General features: G+C 57.5%; 16 protein-coding genes. 10 read left to right on the top strand and 6 right to left on the bottom strand.

Translation table 11 applies throughout. The annotated features are described in order from the left end of the window. The first annotated feature begins 118 nt into the window (after positions 1–118). The 6 genes from BN1128_RS13630 to BN1128_RS13605 all read left to right on the top strand — a co-directional run bounded on the left by BN1128_RS13630 (position 119) and on the right by BN1128_RS13605 (position 7,116). Positions 119–1,540 carry a carbon starvation CstA family protein gene (locus BN1128_RS13630; RefSeq protein WP_042869659.1) on the top strand — a complete coding sequence of 474 codons (1,422 nt, stop codon included), beginning with the start codon at positions 119–121 and terminating at the stop codon, positions 1,538–1,540. A gap of 285 nt (positions 1,541–1,825) precedes the next feature. Continuing rightward, entirely contained in the window at positions 1,826–2,164 is a 339-nt protein-coding gene (locus BN1128_RS13625) for a DUF3302 domain-containing protein (RefSeq protein WP_042869880.1), read from the top strand. 3 nt (positions 2,165–2,167) lie between these two features. Continuing rightward, positions 2,168–3,205: an HlyD family secretion protein gene (locus BN1128_RS13620; protein ID WP_042869656.1), complete on the top strand. Its 1,038-nt coding sequence runs from the start codon at positions 2,168–2,170 to the stop codon at positions 3,203–3,205. A gap of 101 nt (positions 3,206–3,306) precedes the next feature. Further along, complete coding sequence (gene radD / locus BN1128_RS13615; RefSeq protein WP_042869654.1) at positions 3,307–5,067, top strand: DNA repair helicase RadD; 1,761 nt, start codon at positions 3,307–3,309, stop codon at positions 5,065–5,067. A gap of 174 nt (positions 5,068–5,241) precedes the next feature. After that, complete coding sequence (gene dacB, locus BN1128_RS13610; protein WP_042869653.1) at positions 5,242–6,675, top strand: D-alanyl-D-alanine carboxypeptidase/D-alanyl-D-alanine endopeptidase; 1,434 nt, start codon at positions 5,242–5,244, stop codon at positions 6,673–6,675. A gap of 177 nt (positions 6,676–6,852) precedes the next feature. Further along, positions 6,853–7,116 (top strand): GrxA family glutaredoxin, encoded by a 264-nt coding sequence (locus BN1128_RS13605; RefSeq protein ID WP_010633640.1) that lies wholly within the window; start codon positions 6,853–6,855, stop codon positions 7,114–7,116. Positions 7,117–7,175: 59 nt separating this feature from the next. On the opposite strand, the gene BN1128_RS13600 is transcribed toward BN1128_RS13605, so the two are convergent. Further along, positions 7,176–7,388: a DUF1653 domain-containing protein gene (locus BN1128_RS13600; RefSeq protein WP_042869651.1), complete on the bottom strand. Its 213-nt coding sequence runs from the start codon at positions 7,386–7,388 to the stop codon at positions 7,176–7,178. A 361-nt stretch (positions 7,389–7,749) separates the two neighbouring features. Between BN1128_RS13600 and BN1128_RS13595 the strand changes: the two genes are divergently transcribed. Then, positions 7,750–8,964, top strand: coding sequence for a pyridoxal phosphate-dependent aminotransferase (locus BN1128_RS13595; protein ID WP_005314784.1), 1,215 nt, complete (start codon positions 7,750–7,752; stop codon positions 8,962–8,964). Positions 8,965–9,028: 64 nt separating this feature from the next. Here BN1128_RS13595 and BN1128_RS13590 read toward each other — a convergent pair whose 3' ends face one another. The 5 genes from BN1128_RS13590 to BN1128_RS13565 all read right to left on the bottom strand — a co-directional run bounded on the left by BN1128_RS13590 (position 9,029) and on the right by BN1128_RS13565 (position 17,863). Continuing rightward, complete coding sequence (locus tag BN1128_RS13590) at positions 9,029–10,504, bottom strand: YfcC family protein (RefSeq protein ID WP_042869649.1); 1,476 nt, start codon at positions 10,502–10,504, stop codon at positions 9,029–9,031. A gap of 162 nt (positions 10,505–10,666) precedes the next feature. Next, on the bottom strand, positions 10,667–11,860 hold the full coding sequence (fabV, locus tag BN1128_RS13585; RefSeq protein WP_005314774.1) for an enoyl-ACP reductase FabV: 1,194 nt from the start codon (positions 11,858–11,860) through the stop codon (positions 10,667–10,669). Positions 11,861–12,252: 392 nt separating this feature from the next. Beyond that, the gene (locus BN1128_RS13580) at positions 12,253–15,636 is read right to left on the bottom strand and encodes an EAL domain-containing protein (RefSeq protein WP_209428572.1); all 3,384 of its coding nucleotides are present in this window, start codon (positions 15,634–15,636) and stop codon (positions 12,253–12,255) included. Positions 15,637–16,673: 1,037 nt separating this feature from the next. Continuing rightward, positions 16,674–16,871: a hypothetical protein gene (locus BN1128_RS13570; RefSeq protein ID WP_042869641.1), complete on the bottom strand. Its 198-nt coding sequence runs from the start codon at positions 16,869–16,871 to the stop codon at positions 16,674–16,676. Between the two features lie 95 nt (positions 16,872–16,966). Continuing rightward, positions 16,967–17,863, bottom strand: coding sequence for a DMT family transporter (locus tag BN1128_RS13565; RefSeq protein ID WP_042869639.1), 897 nt, complete (start codon positions 17,861–17,863; stop codon positions 16,967–16,969). Positions 17,864–17,975: 112 nt separating this feature from the next. On the opposite strand from BN1128_RS13565, the gene rsxA reads away from it, so the two are divergent. The 3 genes from rsxA to rsxC form a co-directional block, all read left to right on the top strand. Next, positions 17,976–18,557, top strand: coding sequence for an electron transport complex subunit RsxA (gene rsxA / locus BN1128_RS13560; RefSeq protein ID WP_042869638.1), 582 nt, complete (start codon positions 17,976–17,978; stop codon positions 18,555–18,557). Positions 18,558–18,561: 4 nt separating this feature from the next. Further along, entirely contained in the window at positions 18,562–19,125 is a 564-nt protein-coding gene (rsxB, locus tag BN1128_RS13555) for an electron transport complex subunit RsxB (protein WP_042869636.1), read from the top strand. Positions 19,126–19,139: 14 nt separating this feature from the next. After that, a partial coding sequence (rsxC, locus tag BN1128_RS13550; RefSeq protein WP_042869878.1) for an electron transport complex subunit RsxC occupies positions 19,140–20,962 on the top strand: 1,823 nt, incomplete at its 3' end.

Genomic DNA, 20,962 nt, shown 5'->3' with positions numbered 1-20,962 from the left:
ACAGCCGGCGACCGCTCGGGTCGCCATGGCACCGCTCGCCACGTTTCACCTGCCCTTCGGGAGCGCCCCCTCTAGACTCGCTACGCACACCATAAAAAAACAATGATGGAGCGTAACAATGATCTGGTTCTTCCTCTGTGTCGGCTTGCTGATCGCCGGCTACTTTATCTACGGCAAGTTCATCGAGCGGATATTCGGCCCGAAACCCGAACGCGCTACCCCCGCCATTACCATGGCTGACGGGGTGGACTATGTGCCCATGTCGGACAAGAAAGTCTACCTGGTACAACTGCTCAACATCGCCGGCGTCGGCCCCATCTTCGGCCCCATACTGGGTGCCCTCTACGGTCCGGTAGCCATGCTCTGGATCGTATTTGGCTGCATCTTCGCCGGCGCGGTACACGACTATTTCTCCGGTATGCTGTCGGTACGCGCCAAGGGCGCCTCGGTGCCGACCGTGGTCGGCGAGCACCTGGGCACAGCCGCCAAGCACTTCATGAACCTGTTCGCCGTAGTGCTCTTGATGCTGGTGGGCGTGGTCTTCGTACTGAGTCCGGCGGGCCTGCTGGCCAACCTCACTTCCATCGATCTGGTCTACTGGATAGTGGCTATCTTTGCCTACTACATACTCGCGACCATAGTGCCCATCGACAAGATCATCGGCCGCTTCTACCCCATCTTCGGCGCCTTGCTGGTATTCATGTCGGTCGGTCTCATCATAGGGCTCATCGTCTCCGGCAAAGGCTTCTACAACACAGGGATGGATTTCTCCAACCTGCACCCGACCGAGCTGCCGCTGTGGCCGCTGTTGTTCATCACCATCGCCTGTGGCGCCGTGTCGGGTTTTCATGCCACCCAGTCCCCGCTGATGGCGCGCTGCATGCAAAACGAGAAGTCCGGCCGCTTTATCTTCTACGGCGCCATGATAGGTGAAGGCGTCATCGCCCTCATCTGGTGCACCCTGGGCCTCTCCTTCTACGACAGCACGGAAGCGCTCAACGCCACCATGGCCAGCGGTGGCCCGGCAGCCGTAGTGCACGAAGTCTCCACCAGCCTGCTCGGCACGGTCGGCGGCATACTGGCCATTCTCGGTGTGGTGATCCTGCCCATCACCTCCGGTGATACGGCGTTTCGCAGTGCCCGCCTCATAGTGGCCGACTTCCTGCATCTGACCCAGAAGCCCATGGCCAAACGCCTGCTGATCGCCGTGCCCATGTTCATCCTCGGCTTCCTCATCTCCAAGGCGGAATTTGGCATCATCTGGCGCTATTTTGGCTGGGCCAACCAGACCACGGCCGTCATCATGCTGTGGACTGCGGCGGCCTATCTGGCCAAAGAGGGCAAGCTGCACTGGGTCTGCACCCTGCCTGCCATGTTCATGACGGCCGTGGTGTTTACCTATCTCGCCAACGCCCCCATAGGTTTCGGGCTGGAGATGGGCATCTCCACCATCATAGGTCTCACCTGCACTCTGGTGACGACGGTGGCCTTCCTGGTGAAATTCAGACCGGCACTGGTGAGCAGCACCAGCGAAAGCTAGCCTGCTCAAAAATTGAAAAAGGGAGCCACATCGGCTCCCTTTTCTCTGCTCATTTCACGCCAGTGGTGCCATACTTCTCCCGTAAGTCCTTGTCATAGATACGACTTTTAGGACTTGCGACGAACGGCACACCATCATGTTTGACGATTTCAGGCTGACTTAAGCTCCAGTACAACAATATTGCTTAAGATGCCGTGCTAAAAACCGATAAACACGTGATTCCCAATTGCTTTATAAAAAATTGAATCCAATGATTGGTTGTACATCAAACCTCTGGAGACCCCCATGTTCCTTGATTATTTTGCCCTTGGCCTGCTCTTCTTCGTCGGGCTGGTCATGTTCTACGGGATCATAGTGATCCACGACATTCCGTATGAAATAGCCAAACACCGCCAGCACCCCCATCAGGACGCCATCCACGTGGCGGGATGGGTCAGTCTGTTTACCCTGCACGTACTCTGGCCCTTCCTCTGGATCTGGGCCACCCTCTATCGTCCCGAGCGGGGATGGGGCTTCAACCAGCGTCTGCAGCAGGATGAGGACGAGATACAACTGCTCAAGCAGGAACTCGCCGATCTCAAGACGCGCATCAATACCATCGAACAGACTGAACAACAGGGATAACTCATGGACCTGCTACTGATCCTGACCTACACGGCACTGTGCGTGGCCGTGTTCAAGATTTTCCGCATTCCACTCAACAAATGGACAGTGCCCACGGCAGCGCTGGGCGGGGTGCTCATCATAGGCACCCTGATCATATTGATGAACTACAACCACCCCTACTCCGAGATGGCGCGCAACTACTACATCTCCACCCCCATAGTGCCACTGGTCAAGGGCCGGGTCGTTGACGTCCCGGTGCAGGCCAACCAGCCGGTGAAAAAAGGGGATGTGCTGTTTCGCATCGATGACGAGCCGTTCCGCCTGAAAGTGGAGAGCCTCACCGCACGGGTCGAATCCAACCGCGAGCACCTCAAATCCATCGACGCGCGACTGCGCTCCGCCAGGCTGGATCGGGATCGCGCCAGCGACCTGATGCGCCGCGGCGTGGGCAAGCAGCGCGACCTCGATGTGACCCAGGCCAACGTGGACGACATCGTGGCACAGATTGACCAGCAGAAAGCCACCCTGAACGATCTGCAAGCCCAGTTGCTGGAAGCCAAGTATCAGCAGTCCCAAACCGTGGTCTATGCCCCGAGTGATGGTCATGTGGTGCAGCTCGCCCTGCGCCCCGGCATGATCGCCACCCCCTACATGTACCGTCCGGTGATGACCTTCATCCACAAGGATGACACAGCCTACGTCGGCTGGTTCTGGCAGAACAGCATGCAGCGTCTGGCGGTGGGCGACGAGGCCGAAGTGGTGATCGATGGCGTGCCCGGCAAGATCTTCAAGGGCAAGGTGACTGCTGTTGTTCCGGCCATTGCCGCCGGTAACGTGCAGGCCAACCTGGGACTGCTGGATCAGACGACCGCGGTGCGTCCGGGTCGTCTGCCGGTGGTCATCTCCATCACGGATCCCGAGTGGGCCAAGTATCAGGTGATTGCCGGCTCCAGCGGGCAGGCCGCTGTCTATACCCACTACTTCCACCATGTCTCCGTGATGCGGAAAATACTGCTGCGCATGGCAAGCTGGATGAACTACATCTTCCCGTTCCATTAATCAGCACCTCACCCCCCAGCGGGCCGGCATCATGCCGGCCCGCTGTTTTTGTGGCAGCAAGATCCCTATAATGGCGCCATCCTGCACCACAGCCGTTCCCCATGTTCGTTCTCAGACCCTATCAAACCGATGCCGTCAATGCCGTGATCAGCCACTTTCGCCAGCACCCGGATCCCGCCGTGGTGGTGCTGCCCACCGGCGCCGGCAAGAGCCTGGTGATCGCCGAGCTGGCCCGCAAGGCCCGTGGCCGCGTGCTGGTGCTGGCTCACGTCAAGGAGCTGGTGGAGCAGAACCACGCCAAGTACGAGGCCTGGGATCTCAAGGCGGACATCTTCGCCGCCGGCCTTGCCCGCAAGGAGGCCAATGCCCAAGTGGTGTTCGGCTCGGTGCAGTCGGTAGCCCGCAATCTGGAGGCCTTCGATGGCGCCTTCTCGCTGCTCATCATAGACGAGTGCCACCGGGTCTCACTTGATGACGACAGCCAGTACCATCAGGTGATCGACCATCTCAAAGCCACCAATCCGGCCCTCAAGATCCTAGGCCTCACCGCCACGCCGTATCGGTTGGGTCTGGGCTGGATCTACCGGCGCCACTACCACGGCATGGTGAAGAGCCACGGCGAGCGGCTGTTTGGCGACTGCGTGTTCGAACTGCCCCTGCGTTTCATGGTCAAAAACGGCTACCTGACGCCGCCGCGCATGGTGGATGCCCCCATAGTCCACTACGACTTCAGCAAGCTGGTGGCGCGGGAGAACGGCCTGTTCAGCGAGGCGGATCTCAACGGCGAGCTCAAACGCCAGCAGCGGGTCACCCCCCATATCCTGAGCCAGGTACTGGAGTATGCCGCCGATCGGCAGGGAGTGATGATCTTCGCCGCCACCGTCGAGCATGCCCACGAGATCCACGGTCTGCTCGGCGCCAAAGGAGAGAAAGCAGCCCTGATCACCGGCGAGACGCCCGGCCCGGAGCGCGACGCCCTCATCCATGCCTTCAAGGCACGAGAGCTCAAGTTTCTGGTCAACGTGGCCGTGCTCACCACCGGCTTCGATGCCCCCCACGTCGATCTTATCGTGATGCTGCGCCCCACCGAGTCGGTGTCGCTCTATCAGCAGATTGTCGGCCGCGGCCTGCGTCTCTCGCCGGGCAAGACCGATTGTCTGGTGCTCGACTATGCGGGCAACAACTTCAATCTGTTTGCCCCAGAGGTGGGGGAACCCAGGCCTCACGCCGGCACCGAGCCGGTGCAGGTGCCCTGCCCCGCCTGCGGCTTTGCCAACACCTTCTGGGGCAAGACCAACGAGGATGGCAAGGTGATCGAGCACTACGGCCGCCGCTGTCAGGGCTTGTTTGAGGATGACGAGGGCCACCGCGAGGAGTGCGACTATCGCTTTCGGTCAAAAATTTGCCCCGCCTGCGGCGCCGAAAACGACATCGCCGCCCGCCGCTGCCAGAGCTGCGATCAGTTGCTGGTGGATCCGGACGACAAGCTCAAGGAGGCGCTCAATCTCAAGGATTGCATGGTCATTCGCTGCGCGGGGCTGACCCTCACCGCAGGACGCGGCAAACAGGGGGAGCGGCTGGAAGTGACCTACCACGACGAGGACGGACTCACCCTGATGGAGTACTTCGGCTTTCACTCCCCGGGTGCAAGGCGCTTGTTTCAACAGGTCTTTGTGCGTCATCATTGGCCCGCCCCGGGCCTGGAGCCCGAATTCGCCACTCTGGCGAGCGTGCTGGCCGTATCAAGCCAGTTTCGTCACCCGGATTTTGTCATCGCCCGCAAGTCGGGTCGCTTCTGGCAGGTGAAAGAGAAAATTTTTGATTATGTCGGCCGGTATCGCACCGCCAACGCCTCTGGCTAGAGGCAGGCCCTGCAGCCGGCTGGTGAAAGAGAACAGATTGGATCATGTCGGCCGGTATCGTACCGCCAACGCCTCTGGCTAGAGGCAGGCACTGCGGTCGGCAGGTGAAAGAGAGAATGGTTGGTTATCAGGGCCGGCACCACTGCCGGGCCCTTCGTCACGTTAGAGGATGTTATGCAGCGGCTGTTGATTGGTTTTTGTGCTCTGTTTTCCATGGTGGCTCAGGCCGCCCCGCTGACCCCACCCAAGGGGGGCCAGTACGCCATCATAGTGCAGGGCAATGGCGGGGTGGAATTCGCCCGCCACGCCGATGACATGATAGCGCCCGCCTCCACCATGAAGGTGCTGACTGCCCTGGCCGCTCGCCTCGAGCTCGGCGCCGACTTCCGCTTTGCCACCGACATCCAAGCCCAGCCGGGCGCCAGACAGGGTGACGCCATCAAGGGCGACATCTGGATCAACTTTGTTGGCGATCCCACCCTGTCACGGATGGATCTGCTGGCCCTGTTCAAGCAGCTCGGGGTCAACCGCATCCAGGGCAATGTCTACGTCAATACCGGCGCCTACAACGGCTATGAACGCGGCAACGGCTGGTCATGGGGGGATCAGACCCTCTGCTTCGCCGCCCCGGTCTCGTCTGTCATCATCGACAAAAACTGCGCCTACGGCACCATCACCGCCACCCAGATTGGCAAACCCGCCACCGGCAACGTAGCTACCGGCGTGCCCATCGGCATAGGCGCCGACAACGTGGAAGTGATGAGCTATGGCGACATGGCGCGCCAGTTCTGCGCCCTGGAAGTGGACATGGCCAAGGGCAACTTCTACGAGCTCAAGGGCTGCATCACCCCGAACAAGGAGCCGCAGGGTCTGCGTTTTGCCATTCACGACGTGGAAGCCTGGGGCTGGGACAACATTCGCTGGGCCATGGACAGAGCCGGCATCAAGCATGAGGGGCTGCTGCGGGTAACCCACAAGGCACCGGAAGGGGCCGAGACCCTGGGCACCCACTATTCGGTCTCATTGCCCATCATGCTCTCCAAGATGCTCAAAAAATCCGACAACCTCTACGCCGATACCTTCCTCAAAACCGTGGGTCGCCATTACTACAACAAGCCGGGCAGCTATCGCAGCGGCACCATGGCGGTGCGCGCCATCCTGACCAAGAATGGCATAGACCTTGGCAACGCCACCCTGGCCGACGGCTCCGGCCTCTCTGCTCACAATCTCATCAGCGCCCGTCAGATGCTGTCGGTGCTGAACTTTATCCAGAAAAATGATGCCGAGCTTGGCCTGATCAAGCTGCTGCCGAGCTCCCAGGTGGATGGCACCCTGGCGTGGCGACGCAGTGTCACCGCTCCCATGATGAAAAACAAGGTGCATGCCAAGACAGGCACCATCACCGGCACCTCCAACCTGGCCGGCTTCATCGATACCGCCGGGGGCCAGCGCAAGGCTTTCGTGATGTTCCAGCGCGGTCTGTCGCAGGATCCCGCCACCCACGAGCGCTACCGTGCCAGCAAGGCCGTCTGGCCCTGGACAGTGTTCGAAAAGGGCGTGCTGGAGAGCATCTATCAGCAACAGCCGATCCAGATTGCCGACCAGTAATGAGTCGACTCAGCGGATCGATGACGGATGCCTGTCTCAGCCACGGCCACTGCGCTCACCGAGCGGCCATGCATCGGCCCATCGGATATGGCGAACGGCCGTATCGACAATTTCCACTTTGACTAGCCACGAGGCGGGGCTATGCTGTGCCCTGCTTCATATCAACGGAGAGAGAACATGTTTGCAGTGATTTTTGGTCGTCCCGGTTGCCCCTATTGTGTCCGTGCCAAGCAGATCGCCGAGCAGCTGGTTGAACAGCGTGACGATTTCAAATTCCGCTACGTGGACATCCACGCCGAAGGCATCACCAAGGAAGATCTGGCCAAGAGCGCCGGCAAGCCGGTCAATACAGTGCCGCAAATCTTCCTGGACGAGCAGCACATTGGTGGCTGCACCGATTTCGAAGCCTATGCCAAAGAGAACCTGGGTCTCTACCAGTAAGCTCTCCCGCATAAAAAAAGGCGCCCGATGGCGCCTTTTTTTATGATGCAAACCGCCGCTCAGCCCGCAGTCGGGGTGAAGCGGCTCACCAACTGCCCCTGATACTCAATCCACTCCATGAACATAGCGACGGGACGGGCATAGACCTGACCATCCTGCTCGGATTGATAGATCACCAGCTGCTCCTGGGTTTCGGTGTGCAGGGCCAGGGTGAGCACCTGATAATAGCCTCCCTTGAAGTGACGATAACGGCCTGGCGCGGGTGCGTGCATGGAGATACCTCAACAGATGACAAAAATGGGCAAAGCGACGACGTGCCAAAGCCCGACGAGGGGGACAGGCCACGATTTTTTACGCAAGCCAATCGTGCCATTGGATGCGAATATTTCAACACAGTCGGGTAGCTTTGTTAATCAGCCCCTCATCTTTCACTAGTGAACCTCGGTTCACACAAACGATCATGCTGAATTTAACGTTTCAGCAACCCTGTTTTAGGGCTAAAAATCAGGGAATTCTACTAAAAAGAAGATTGTTCTAGCATTCAATTCTGTGAAGAATAGGGGAAAAGAAATTTGATACTAAAAATCGCCTTTTTCGCCAACGCGTCCCCACGGGGAAGGAAGCACACTCACCATGTTCACTATCGACAAGTCGCACAAGCTCGACGATGTCTGCTATGACATTCGCGGCCCGGTGCATAAAGAGGCTCGCCGTCTCGAAGACGAAGGCCACCGCATCATCAAGCTCAATATCGGCAACCCGGCCCCGTTCGGTTTCGATGCGCCGGAAGAGATCATCAAGGATGTGATCCTCAACATGCCGCTGAGCCAGGGCTACTGCGACTCCAAGGGGCTCTTCTCGGCCCGCAAGGCAGTGATGCAGTACTACCAGCAAAAAGGGATGCGCAAGGTCGATATCGATGACATCTACATCGGCAATGGCGCCAGCGAACTGATCGTGATGGCCATGCAGGCGCTGCTCAACAACGGCGACGAGATGCTGGTGCCCTCCCCCGACTATCCGCTCTGGACCGCCGCCGTCACCCTCTCCGGTGGCCATGCGGTGCACTACCGCTGCGACGAAGGGGCCGACTGGTATCCGGATCTGGACGACATCCGCGCCCGCATCACACCGCGCACCCGCGGCCTGGTGCTGATCAACCCCAACAACCCGACCGGCGCCGTCTACGGCAGCGAGTTCCTGCTGGAGGTGATCGAGATAGCCCGCCAGCACAACCTCATCATCTTCGCCGACGAGATCTACGACAAGATCCTCTACGACGACATCTCCCACACCAGCGTCTGCACCCTGTGCGACGATGTGATGGTGGTGACCTTCAACGGCCTCTCCAAGGCCTATCGTGCCTGTGGTTTCCGCCAGGGCTGGATGGTCATTACCGGGCCCAAGGGGCGCGCCAAGGGGTATATCGAGGGGCTGGAGATGCTGGCCTCCATGCGACTGTGTGCCAACGTGCCGATGCAGCACGCCATCCAGACCGCGCTCGGCGGCTACCAGAGCATCAACGAGCTGATCCTGCCGGGCGGCCGCCTGCGCAAGCAGCGGGACAAGGCGTGGGAGCTCTTGAACGAGATCCCCGGCGTTTCCTGTGTCAAGCCCAAGGGGGCGCTCTACATGTTCCCGCGCCTGGATCCCAAGGTGTACGACATTCGCGACGACCAGAAGATGGTGTTCGACCTGTTGCAGCAAGAGAAACTGCTGCTGGTGCAGGGCACAGGCTTCAACTGGCCGGCGCCGGATCACTTCCGGCTGGTGTTCCTGCCCCGTGAAGAGGAGCTGGAAGAGGCCATAGGCCGTCTCGCCCGCTTCCTCAAGGGCTACAAGCAGTAAGCACGGCTCATGAAAAAGGCTCCCTCGGGAGCCTTTTTGCTATCTGTCGTTTGCAGCTGAATCATCAGCCGTGCAGCAAAGTGCCAGCCACCAGCACAGCCATGGTGATGAGGGCCACCCCGACGATGAAGGGCAGCACCCAGCGCACGAAGCGATCGTAGGGGATTTTGGCGAGCGCCAGCCCGGCCACCAGATGGGCGGCGGTGGGGGCGAACAGGTTGATCCAGCCGGAGGCGGATTGATAGGCGGTGATCACCAGATCCCGGGAGATGCCGGAGAAATCCGCCAGCGGCCCCATCAGCGGCATGGAGACGGTCGCCAGCCCCGAGGTTGAGGGAATAAAAAAGCTAAGAATGATGTGCACCAGATAGGCCATCAGGATGAAGACCGACGAGGAGAGGCCGGTCACCAGCCCCTCGGCCCAGTGCAAAATGGTGTCGATGATAACGCCCTGCTCCATCACCACATAGATGCCGCGCGCCACCGCCACCACCAGCGCCACGCCGATCAGATCCCGGGCCCCGTTAAGGAAGGTCGCCACATAATTGGACTCCGGCATCCGGTTAATCAGCGCAATCAGAATGGAGGCGCTGAAGAAGAGGGTGGAGAGCTCGTCAAACCACCAGCCAAAGGTGGGCAGCAGATCGATGCCCAGATCAGACCAGGGCACCACTGCGTAGATCATCAGCAGGAAGGTGCCGAAAAACACCAGCATGGTGAGCTTCTGCTTGCCGGTGAAGGCCGAGTCGCTGCGCTTCATCTGGGAGAATTCGTCGTCATAGGCGATGTCCGCCAGCACGGAGCGGGATTTGTCCTGCTGTACCTGCTTGGCATAACGCATCACGAACCAGGAGGCGAAGATCACCAGCAACAGCCACTGGATGACCCGCAGGCCAATCCCCTCACCGATGGGAATGCCGGCAAAACCGGAGGCGATGCCAGTGGCAAAGGGGTTGACGGTGGAGGCGAGCACACCGACGCCGGAGCCAAGCAGGATGATCCCCGCCGCCACCATGCGATCGAAGCCTGCCGCCATCATGACGGGCACGATCAGCGCCCAGAAGGCCACCGTCTCCTCCGCCATGCCGAAGGTGGAGCCGCCGAGGGCAAACAGAGCGATCAGCACAGGGATCAGCAGCCGCTCGCGCCCGGCGAAGGCGCGTACTATGGCCCCCACACCCGCATCAAGCGCCCCGCTTTGCATGGTCACCGCCAGAAAGCCGCCGATGATGAGCACGAACAGCGCCACGTCGGCCGCCTTGTGAAAGCCCTGAATGGGGGCCTTGAGCACCTCGAACACCCCTTGCGGGTGGGAGGGCAGCTCGGTGTAGCTGCCGGGCACAGGCAGCAATCGCTCGTCGCCGCTGTAGTCGGCCACGGCCGCCGCCGCAACCGGCTGCTGGGTCTTGGCGGTGACATAGTTGTATTTGCCCGCTGGCAGCACCCAGGTGAGGGCCGCCATCAGGGCGATGATGATGAAAAGCAGGGTATAGACTGTGGGGAGTTGGCGCTTCTTGGGCGCCTCGTTTGGAGTGGTCATAGCTTCCGTTCCTCGGCAATGCCGTCTGTGATCCGATCAGCGCAAGACTAGCGGGTTTGATATGGGAAAAAGGTGATCGCTGATAATAAAATTCCGCAACTTAGCGGAATTTTTGATAAAAAAACAGGGCCCCGCAGGGCCCTGTCTGCACTTGGGTCAGGATCAGAGCTCGACCACGTCGAATTTCACGTCCGGATTCACATCCGCCTCGTAATCCACCTCGGCCAGGCCGAAACCGAACAGGCGCAGGAACTCCTGCTTGTAGCCGGTGTAGTCGGTAAGCTCGGAGAGGTTCTCGGTGGTGATGGAAGGCCAGAGATCGCGGCAGGTCTGCTGCACGTCTTCACGCAGTTCCCAGTCATCCATGCGGATGCGGGCCTGCTCGTCCAGCGCCAGCTCTTCGCCATAGAGGCGGGTGCGCATCATGCGATAGACCTGCTCCATGCAACCTTCGTGAATACCCTTCTCCTTCATGATCTTGAAGGCCATGGAGATGTAGAGCGGCATCACCGGAATGGCAGAAGAGGCCTGGGTCACCACGGATTTGAGCACGGCCACGTGGGCGGTGCCGCCCTTGGCGGCCAGATCGCCACGAATGGCGGTGGCGGCGCGGTCCAAATCTTCCTTGGCGCGGCCCAGGGTACCGTGCCAGTAGATTGGCCAGGTCAGGTCGGTGCCGATATAGGAGTAAGCCACGGACTTGGCGCCGTCAGCCAGCACGCCTGCATCGCGCAGGGCAGCCATCCACAGTTCCCAATCCTGGCCGCCCATGACGGTGATGGTGTTCTGGATCTCTTCCTCGTTCGCCGGCTCGACGGTGGCGGTGATGATCTGATCCTTGTTGGTATCGATGGCGGTGGTGGTGTAGGTCTCGCCGATCGGTTTCAGGGCAGAGCGCACCACTTCACCTGTCTCCGGCATCTTGCGTACCGGCGAGGCCAGGGAGTAGACCACCAGATCGATCTGGCCCAGATCGGCCTTGATGAGCTCGATCACCTTGGCGCGGCACTCGTTGGAGAAGGCATCGCCATTGACGCTTTTCGCATACAGACCCGCCTCTTTGGCAGCCTTGTCGAATGCTGCTGAGTTGTACCAGCCCGCAGTCGCCGTCTTGGTTTCGCTACCGGCTTTTTCGAAGAAGACGCCTATGGTGGCAGCACCGCTACCGAAGGCAGTGGCAATCCGGGAAGCCAGACCATAACCGGTGGAAGCGCCTATCACCAGCACCCGCTTGGGGCCATTGGCAATCATGCCCTGCTCCTGGGTGTAAGCAATCTGGCGACGAACATTGGCCTCACAGCCAACCGGGTGAGTGGTGGTGCAGATAAAGCCGCGAACCTTGGGTTTGATAATCATATGGGGTCTCGGATCCGTTAAATGGATGAAATCGGGGCATAAGATACCTCATCTTGCCGCCCTAGGGTGCTCTGATGTGTTGGACTGCGGGGAAAATGAACAGATTTGTGTAACCAGCCGCGGAAAATGCAAAATCTTTCTACCTAAAACGAGAAACCGTGCCCTTGGTACTTTTATCAAACTTGATGGCACAGGAATCGCCGAGTTTGATAAGCCCGTTACACCAGCATTAAACCTCGATCTCATAGGTCGGTATACACTGTGTCCCTCCTGCCCACTCATCCCTCCCTCTAAAATGCTCCGATAAACAGGTGCAGCCAGTTTCATGCTGGATGGTTTGCTAAGGGTTTATGACGGGTTACAGAATCGCCAAGAGATCAAGGGTTCCGGATTTACCGATGAGCAACATAGTTTGAGTCAGGCTGAACACTTAACCTGTCTGAATCAAACTCACTTACCCAAAACTGAAACTGCTCGGCAGGCATTGGCTTCGCGATGAGATATCCTTGAGCATAGTCACAGCCTAGCGCTTTCAACTGTTGCAGCACAGCCAAGGACTCAACCCCTTCTGCTACAGTTTTTCGCCCCAATCCTTTCACCAGTTCGATAGTTGACTGGACAATCAATGCTGAACCATCGTTGTCCGACATATTGGTGACAAATGACTGATCAATTTTTATATAGTCCACAGGAAGTTGTTGTAGATATTTGAGAGATGAGTAGCCAGTACCGTAATCGTCTATATAGAGGGAGAGCCCATTATCTTTCATTGCCTGTAACAATGATAATGACTGCTCGGGTTCCTCCATCACTGAGCTTTCAGTAATCTCCAACTCGAGAAGTCCCGAGTACACACCCCGCTCAATCTGCCATGCCGATATCTTGTTGGGGAGCTCTTCATCCCGAAGATTCCGAGCAGACAAGTTCACGGCAATAGGCATTTCCAAGTTTTGCACAAGCCACCGCTGTAGTAGGTCAAGGGCGGCTTGGAGGATCCACTCCGTCAAAGGCTTTATCAAACCCGTTTTCTCTGCCAAGTTGATAAAGCTCCCTGGTCCCAGAAGGCCTAACTCAGGATGCGCCCAGCGGATCAATACCTCAGCCCCGCAAACACTCATGTTGTGAAGTGCCAGCTTGGGTTGTAAATAAAGACGAAACTCATTATTTTCGATCGCACGGCGTAGTTCACCTACCATTGCCAGTTTGGCTGCTTCAGTTTGAGGTTGGCCGGGATCGTAGATGGATACATCAACGCCCATTTTCTTCGCTTGATTTACAGCTTTGCTCATATTACGCAATAGCTCTGCTGCTGTAGCACCATGTAGGGGGAACAGCGCAATACCAACCTTGGCTGTCACTTCAATAGAGATACCGGCGATCTGATATGCAGGTAATAACTTTTGGAGAATTTCATCGACATGTCTCAATGCGGCATGAGTATCACAACCATCCAATATGATGGCAAATTCATCTCCTCTTATACGGGCAACAAAAGAGGCACCAGGTGCACCTTGCAGTAATCGTCGGGAAAAATCACAAAGTACTTCGTCACCATGCCTGATCCCCAACACATCATTTATTTCACTCAATCGCTCTATGTTGAACTGCAATGTGCTCAGTGGCTTTTCTTCGTGCATGCAAACTGCGAGTTTTTCTGTCAGCATTTGCTCAAATAGCAAGACATTTCCTAGCCCTGTGAGTGGGTCATGCCTTAAGATATATTGCATCGCATTCCTTGTATTTTCGTGCTCCATTTGAGATCGCAGTATAGATATACCAAATGCCAGATCCTCACTGGATTCGGTCAACAAGTTGATTTCATCCTGACTGAACGCATTTTTTTCTATATCATAAATTGTCAATGTGCCTATGGTACTTCCTTCTACGGTCAAGGGGCATGACAAACTGGAAGTCGTACCATGTAACTGGTCTCGCCATTGTGAAAAATCTTTATCGTCAGCCATATTATGAGAAACTTGAATTTCCCCTGTTCGTATAGCTAATGGAGTAACACTATTTCCTCGACTTCCCTCAACCAGCCGTTCCTTTAATATCGTGAGTGCTTCCATCCCCCCTGGGAAACCGCTCTGTGCAACGGGATATATAAGTGTGTCACTCCCTTCGACCCGGTACCAAATGATCGCCATCTTATAGTGACCGACTTGCACGATCGCTTGGCACATGCTTTCAAGTAACTCTTGCTCATGACTGGCTCGAAGCATTGCTCTATTGCCAGCACTAAGCGTTCGTAGAGCACGTGATACATGCTCCAGCTCCTTGACTCGCTGAGCCAGTTCTTCGTTCAGTGTCTGAATCCTGAGTTCAGATAATTTCTGCATCGTAATGTCAGCGCCCAAAACGTAATAACCAACGACCTCATCTTTCATATCCCGCTTTGGAAAGTAGTTTATTTGTTGCCACACTCCTGGAAAAGGTTGCCAGTCATAACATTGAGCAACTCCCCTCAAGGCTTTAGTAATCAATGGTTCTGCAATGACGTAGCGTTCATCACCCAAGACCTCTTGGACTGAGTGATTGGTGATGTCTTGCCAGTCAGGTGCAAAACGAGCGCGATATTGTTGGTTTACATATACATATCGACGGTTTGAATTCACATATGCAATCATCATTGGAACAGAGGTAAGCACATCACGTAAGTGTGTTTCGCTTTCATGCCATTGGTGCGTAGTCTCATGAACGTTCTGCTCTAGTTGAGCATTCTGAGCAAGGATAGCTCTTTCTGCTTGGCGCTGTGTCGCCACATCTCGTAGAACCAGCACAATCCCACTGGCCACCTTCCGTGGTTGAGAGATGGGCGCCGTACTATCACTCACAGGGACTTCGTTTCCTTCACGCGAGATAAGCAGAAGATGCCGCGCTGGTGTCTGGACAACGCCAGTAGCCAAAGCAGCTGCAATAGGTAGATCCACAGATTCGTGGGTATCTTCATCAACAAGGATAATAATATCTTCCAGTTGCTTTCCTATTGCATCGGTAGCTGGCCACCCGGTCATCGACTCAGCCATCCGATTCAATCTGGTTATCTGGCCGGAAACGTCTGTCACAATGACTGCATCACCTATAGAGCTCAATATAGAAATCAAGTTATTTTCACTGGCCACGCGAACATTCTGCTCATCTCTGACAATTTTCAGCTGTCTTATAACCAGCACTAAAATACTCAACAATAATAAGCAGACAGATATAGCTATGATTATCTCTAAAAAAAGGAGTGTTCGATTAAGCTTTCTTAGCTCAATTTGGCGCCTTTCAAGCAACATCCTTTCTTCATTATCCATTTCATCCAGCAGTTTGTAGATACTTGTTCTCGTTGCTCTTAGAGGTGCACTTTTAACATAGGTGCTGGCAGCATTTTCTCCTTGAGTTCTTCGTAGTCTTTCGATCTCTCGCGCTATTGACAGGCGCTGATCAACCACTTTTCGTAACTGCTCCCATCTATCCCTTTGACGTGGATTGTCGCCAATCGATTTTTTAATAAGTATCAGATTCCTTTCCCTTCCGAGAATGGCTGCGTCACGTTCAACCAAGTTTGCCTCATCCCCAGTTAGACGATAACCCTGAGTTGCCAATTCGGTTTGCAATGTGTAGCCGCGAGTTCGGGCAAGTAAATGCAGCAGTTCATGAGTGTGGGATACCCATTGGGCCGCTTGGGAAGAATCGTTCAACACCCGCCAAGTCGTGAAGGATAGAGCAATAACAGCCAAGACAGTGAGCAAGGCGGTACCTAACAATCGAGCTTCAAAACTTCGTCCCAATGTCGTACTCCTTTTGCTCCCGAAACGCTCATCCATTGAGTTGTACTGATCACTTCCGACAAGAATAGGTAAATCTAAGGTGTTATTCGAATACTATTCTCCGCCACTGTGATAACCATTCGGTTTTTTTGGCTGTACCGTCCCCATCAGCGGTAAAGTACGTTTGCTCGGTCTGCATTGGCGTTCGTCCAAAAGAGAGAGTGCCGACATAGTTCTGTCGACAACTCGAACATTGATACTGAAGCTGCGTTTAATGCTGTTTAAGACGATGCTCAAGGACCTGGATGCATCGTGCCGATCCGTATTCCTTGAAGAATGCAATGGGGTATAGCGCGTTACAGGCGTTAGGGTATGAGATAGCTATAACAGCGTATCCAGCACGCTTTTCTGATCTTCCTCTGATGGCTCTCAAATAGAGCTCTGCTGGCAAATTGATCTCGGGGCGGCCGAACTGGTGGGCAGTACCGTATTCGAGCAGGGTACCAAAGTAGAGAATCTGCGGCTCGTCCTAATAGTTGGGGGTATCGCGCAGATCGTCATGGAGACGCAGCGCTTCATCAGTATGGTGGGGCTTACGGGCGAGGTATTTGTTCTAGGCTGGGGCCTAAGGCTCTTTCTGCCAGATAACGGCGGGTTTCTATCGACAGCGAGCAGATGTGGTACTCAGTGCCTGCAACTTTGCCAGGCGTCTCGCTCGGCCTTTTTGTGTGCACCATCGGAGGTCTGCGGGCATGCCGGCCAGCACAGCTGTGTGTCAGATGCTCATTGATCGATACCCAAGCACCACAACATGTTCTGTGATAACGAGTTTTATCGGAAAAAACCAACTTCTGGAGAGATTTTGGCTTGGGAAATATCCAGTCAGGTCTCTTTATCCCCAGGGCCGTCACGGTGAAAAGATCTGGCAGGAGGCCACCTACAACCCCGACTTCAACCACGAGGGCAAGGTGATCAAAATTATCAAGCTGGCAAGCAAGGGGTGAACAGGCGCTATGCCCTCGCCCGTACCCGGCGTTCGAGATAACCAGACCCGATACTCAGCCTTCCCCCTTCATGTAATGGCGAGCCTCTTCGTCAGCCTGCATCAGGGCTGCCTCCCACAATTCAGCGATCAGCAGCCCCTCCTCTCCCACCGCTGCCTCCTCCAGCGCTTCCAGTGACCTGGCATCGTCCAGCGTAAAGGGATTATGGGTCAACAGGGCCTGTGCCCTTGTCAATAACATCATGCTGTTCATCGGCATTCTCCCGGATAAAGGCTGGCCAAGGTGATGAGCGACACACGCCCTTTGACTGTGCTGACTCTAGTCCATCGATCAGCCTCCGGGATAAATCAGCTGTCGGCGATAACCGGCTCGCGCACTTTGCGCCGAGCGGGCAGTTGTCCCACCACTATGCCTAGCAGCACGGCGCCACAGGCGAGCCACTGCAGCGACGTCAGGGTTTCCCCCAGCAGCAGATAGGCCAGCAACAAGGTAAAGACAGGAATGAGGTTCACATAGGCCGCCGCCAACGTCACCTTGACCTGGGTCACCGACCAGTTGTAGAGCAGGTAGGCTCCGAGCGTCACGAAGGCACCGAGGAAGACGATGACCGCCATGTCCTGCCAGGCCCAGGCGGTGGGCCAGGGCTCGCTGACGGCGAAGGGGGCGAAGAAGAGAGTACCGATAAAGGCCTGCAGCGCGGTCAAGGTCAGCACGCTGTAGCGGCTGGATAGCTTCTTGAATACCACCGAATAGGTGGCAGCGCACAGCATGGCCCCCATCTCCAGGCTGTTGCCAAGTAGAGCGTTGGGGGCAAACTCGTCCACCCCGCTGCCCAGCCCCAACAGGGCAATGCCGAAGATGGCGATGGCAAACCCGAGCAACTGGCGGCGACTCACCCGCTCCCTGAGCAGCACAAAGGCCACCAGGGCCACGATCAGCGGCAACAAGGCGCAGACCATGCCCGCCTGCCCGGCACTGGTGTAACGCAGAGCATTCACCTCCAGCAGGAAGTAGAGGCAGGGCTCCAGTCCCCCCATCAGGGCCAACCAGCGCCAGTCTCCCTTTTGATAGCGGAAATTGCCCAGGTAGCGGTAGCAGAGCAGCCAGCAGAGCGCGGCCACGCTCATGCGCATGAACAGCACCTGGCCGAAGCCCCAGATCCCCAGCACGTGCTTGAGCGCGATAAAGGAGCTGGACCAGAGCAGCATCGCCAGGGTGAGGGTAAAGATAGGTAAAGGGCGCACATTTCCTCCATGAAACTGGCCATTTGAATAATAACCATGCGGCCTTGCGGTTGTTTAAAGGCACCTAAAATCAGATAATACCGCCGCCCTCAAACCGGATAACCAACCTTCAATGACTGAGTACCTGCTTTTATTGGTCGGCACCGTGCTGATTAACAACTTCGTGCTGGTGAAGTTTCTCGGCCTGTGCCCCTTCATGGGCGTCTCTGGCAAGCTGGAGACCGCCATCGGCATGGGGCTGGCCACCACCTTCGTGATGACGCTGGCCAGCGCCTGTTCCTATCTGATGGAACACTATATCCTGATCCCGTTGAACATCGCCTACCTGCGCACGCTCGCCTTCATTCTTGTGATCGCCGTCGTGGTTCAGTTCACCGAGATGGTTATCCGCAAGAGCAGCCCGACCCTCTATCGCCTGCTGGGCATCTTCCTGCCGCTCATCACCACCAACTGTGCCGTGCTGGGGGTGGCGCTGCTGAGCATCAATGAGCGTCACAACTTCATTCAGAGCATCATCTACGGTTTTGGTGCAGCCTGCGGCTTCTCGCTGGTGCTTATCCTGTTTGCCGCCATGCGTGAGCGCCTGGTGGCGGCAGATGTTCCCACTCCGTTTCGCGGCGTCTCCATCGCCATGATCACCGCCGGCCTGATGTCGCTGGCCTTTATGGGCTTTACCGGCCTCATCAAGATATAGCGCTATGACTCACATACTCTTTGCCGTTCTGGTGTTGGCGCTGCTGGCCCTGGCCTTCGGCATCATTCTGGGCTTTGCCGCCGTCAAGTTTCATGTGGAAGCCGATCCCATCGTCGATCAGCTCGATGCCCTGTTGCCGCAGACCCAGTGCGGCCAGTGCGGCTACCCGGGCTGCAAGCCCTACGCCGAGGCGCTGGCCAACGGCGATCAGATCAACAAGTGCGTGCCCGGTGGCGATGCCACCATACGCAAGATTGCCGACCTCATGGGGGTAGAACCCCAGCCGCTGGGCGGTGGTGAAGCCGCCGTCCCGGTAAAAAAAGTCGCCTTCATCCATGAAGATCAATGCATCGGCTGCACCAAGTGCATCCAGGCCTGTCCGGTCGATGCCATCGTCGGTGCCACCAAGGCGATGCACACCGTCATCGCAGACGAGTGCACCGGCTGCGATCTCTGTGTTGATCCCTGCCCAACCGACTGTATCGAAATGATCCCTGTGCCGACCACGGTCGACAACTGGAAGTGGGATCTGGCCAGCGTCGCCATTCCGGTCAAGATAGTGGAATAAACAGCGGAGTAACCATGCAGTCCTTACTCGAACGCATCAAAGCAGGCACCCTGTGGGATTTTCACGGCGGCATTCATCCTCCCGAGAACAAAGATCAATCCAGCCTGACCCCGGTGGTGGACGCGGGCCTGCCGCCCCAGCTCATCATACCGGTGCGCCAGCACGCGGGCCCGGCTGGCGATCTGCTGGTGCAGGTCGGCGACAAGGTCAAGAAGGGTCAGCCGCTGACCCGCTATGACAAGGGTCGCATAGTGCCGGTGCACGCCTCCACCTCGGGCACCATCACCGCCATCGGCCACCACACGGTAGCGCACCCCTCCGGCCTCGATGATCTCTGCATCACCCTCACCCCGGATGAGGAAGATGCCTGGGGTGAGCGCCAGGGCCGCAGCGACTACTGGAATCTGGAGCGGGGCGAGCTGCTGGAACGTATCCAGCAGGCCGGCATCGCGGGCCTCGGCGGCGCCGTGTTCCCGACCCACAGCAAGCTGGACGGGCGCGGTCAACTGACCGAGATCCTGATCGTCAACGGACTGGAGTGCGAGCCCTACATCAGCACCGACGATCGGCTGATGCAGGAGTATGCCGACGAGATCATGGACGGCATCCGGGTGCTCAAGCATCTGCTCAAGCCCAAGCTGACCCTGATCGGGGTGGAAGACAACAAGCCGGCCGCCATCGGCGAGCTGACCCGTCACGCCACCGATGAGGACGTGCTGGTCAAGACGGTGCCGACCAAGTACCCCTCGGGCGGCGCCAAGCAGACCATAGAGCTGCTCACTGGCCGTCAGGTACCCAAGGGAGGCCGGGCGGTGGACATGGGCATCATGGTGCTCAACGTGGCCACCGTATTTGCCATCAAGCGCGCCATCATCGACGGCGAGCCGCTCATCTCCCGCATCGTCACCCTCACCGGCGACGCTTTCAAAAAGCCCGGCAACGCCTGGGTGCTGCTGGGCACCCCGGTGCGCTGGCTGTTGCAGCGTTTCGAGCTGCAACCCGAAGCGGATCAGCGGGTCATCATGGGGGGCCCCATGATGGGCTTCACCCTGCCCCATGCCATGGTGCCCGTGGTCAAGGCCACCAACTGCCTGCTCTCCCCGACCCGGGCCGAGCTGCCGCCCCCCGGCCCTGAACAGGCCTGCATCCGCTGCAGCGCCTGCGCCGATGCCTGCCCGGCCAATTTGCTGCCCCAGGAGCTCTACTGGTACAGCCGTGCCAAGGAGTACGACAAGGCCGACGGGCTCAGCCTGTTCGATTGCATCGAGTGCGGTGCCTGCGCCTGGGTCTGCCCGAGCGAGATCCCCCTGGTGCAGTACTACAAGATTGCCAAGGATGATATCCGCGAGGCCCGTGCCGAGGCCGAAAAGGCCGAGCGTGCCAAGCAGCGTTTCGAGGCCAAGCAGGCCCGCTTCGAGCGGGAAAAAGCGGCCCGCGAGGCTCGCCACGCCGAGGCAGCGGCCCAGCGCCGCCAGGCCATGACGGCCGCCGGTGGCGAAGATCCGGTCGCCGCCGCCCTGGCCCGTATCAAGGCCAAGCAGGAGGCAACCGCCAGCGGGGCGGCTGATCAGCCCGACAACAGCGCCATGATTGCCGCCCGCGAGGCGCGCAAGCAGGAAGCCATCGCTCGGCGCGCCGCCAAGGCAGCCAGCGGCGATGAGCACACCGATGTTGCGCCAACACCCGCGGCACAGGATCCGAAAAAAGCAGCCATCGCTGCAGCCTTGGCCCGTGCCAAGGCCAAAAAGGCCGCTCAAGCTGCGGATGACAAGGTCACCGAGCCCGGGGCTATCGCTGTCGAAGCCGAGCCGGCCATCGGATCCGCCCCGGCTGCCGC

Source organism: Aeromonas piscicola (assembly GCF_000820005.1).
Classification (GTDB): domain Bacteria; phylum Pseudomonadota; class Gammaproteobacteria; order Enterobacterales; family Aeromonadaceae; genus Aeromonas; species Aeromonas piscicola.
This window is presented reverse-complemented; position numbering and strand designations above follow the sequence as displayed.

Coding starts and splice junctions, on each gene's coding strand:
- BN1128_RS13630 (WP_042869659.1), top strand. CDS start 119: ATGATCTGGTTCTTCCTCTGTGTCGGCTTGCTGATCGCCGGCTACTTT.
- BN1128_RS13625 (WP_042869880.1), top strand. CDS start 1,826: ATGTTCCTTGATTATTTTGCCCTTGGCCTGCTCTTCTTCGTCGGGCTG.
- BN1128_RS13620 (WP_042869656.1), top strand. CDS start 2,168: ATGGACCTGCTACTGATCCTGACCTACACGGCACTGTGCGTGGCCGTG.
- radD (WP_042869654.1), top strand. CDS start 3,307: ATGTTCGTTCTCAGACCCTATCAAACCGATGCCGTCAATGCCGTGATC.
- dacB (WP_042869653.1), top strand. CDS start 5,242: ATGCAGCGGCTGTTGATTGGTTTTTGTGCTCTGTTTTCCATGGTGGCT.
- BN1128_RS13605 (WP_010633640.1), top strand. CDS start 6,853: ATGTTTGCAGTGATTTTTGGTCGTCCCGGTTGCCCCTATTGTGTCCGT.
- BN1128_RS13600 (WP_042869651.1), bottom strand. CDS start 7,388: ATGCACGCACCCGCGCCAGGCCGTTATCGTCACTTCAAGGGAGGCTAT.
- BN1128_RS13595 (WP_005314784.1), top strand. CDS start 7,750: ATGTTCACTATCGACAAGTCGCACAAGCTCGACGATGTCTGCTATGAC.
- BN1128_RS13590 (WP_042869649.1), bottom strand. CDS start 10,504: ATGACCACTCCAAACGAGGCGCCCAAGAAGCGCCAACTCCCCACAGTC.
- fabV (WP_005314774.1), bottom strand. CDS start 11,860: ATGATTATCAAACCCAAGGTTCGCGGCTTTATCTGCACCACCACTCAC.
- BN1128_RS13570 (WP_042869641.1), bottom strand. CDS start 16,871: ATGAACAGCATGATGTTATTGACAAGGGCACAGGCCCTGTTGACCCAT.
- rsxA (WP_042869638.1), top strand. CDS start 17,976: ATGACTGAGTACCTGCTTTTATTGGTCGGCACCGTGCTGATTAACAAC.
- rsxB (WP_042869636.1), top strand. CDS start 18,562: ATGACTCACATACTCTTTGCCGTTCTGGTGTTGGCGCTGCTGGCCCTG.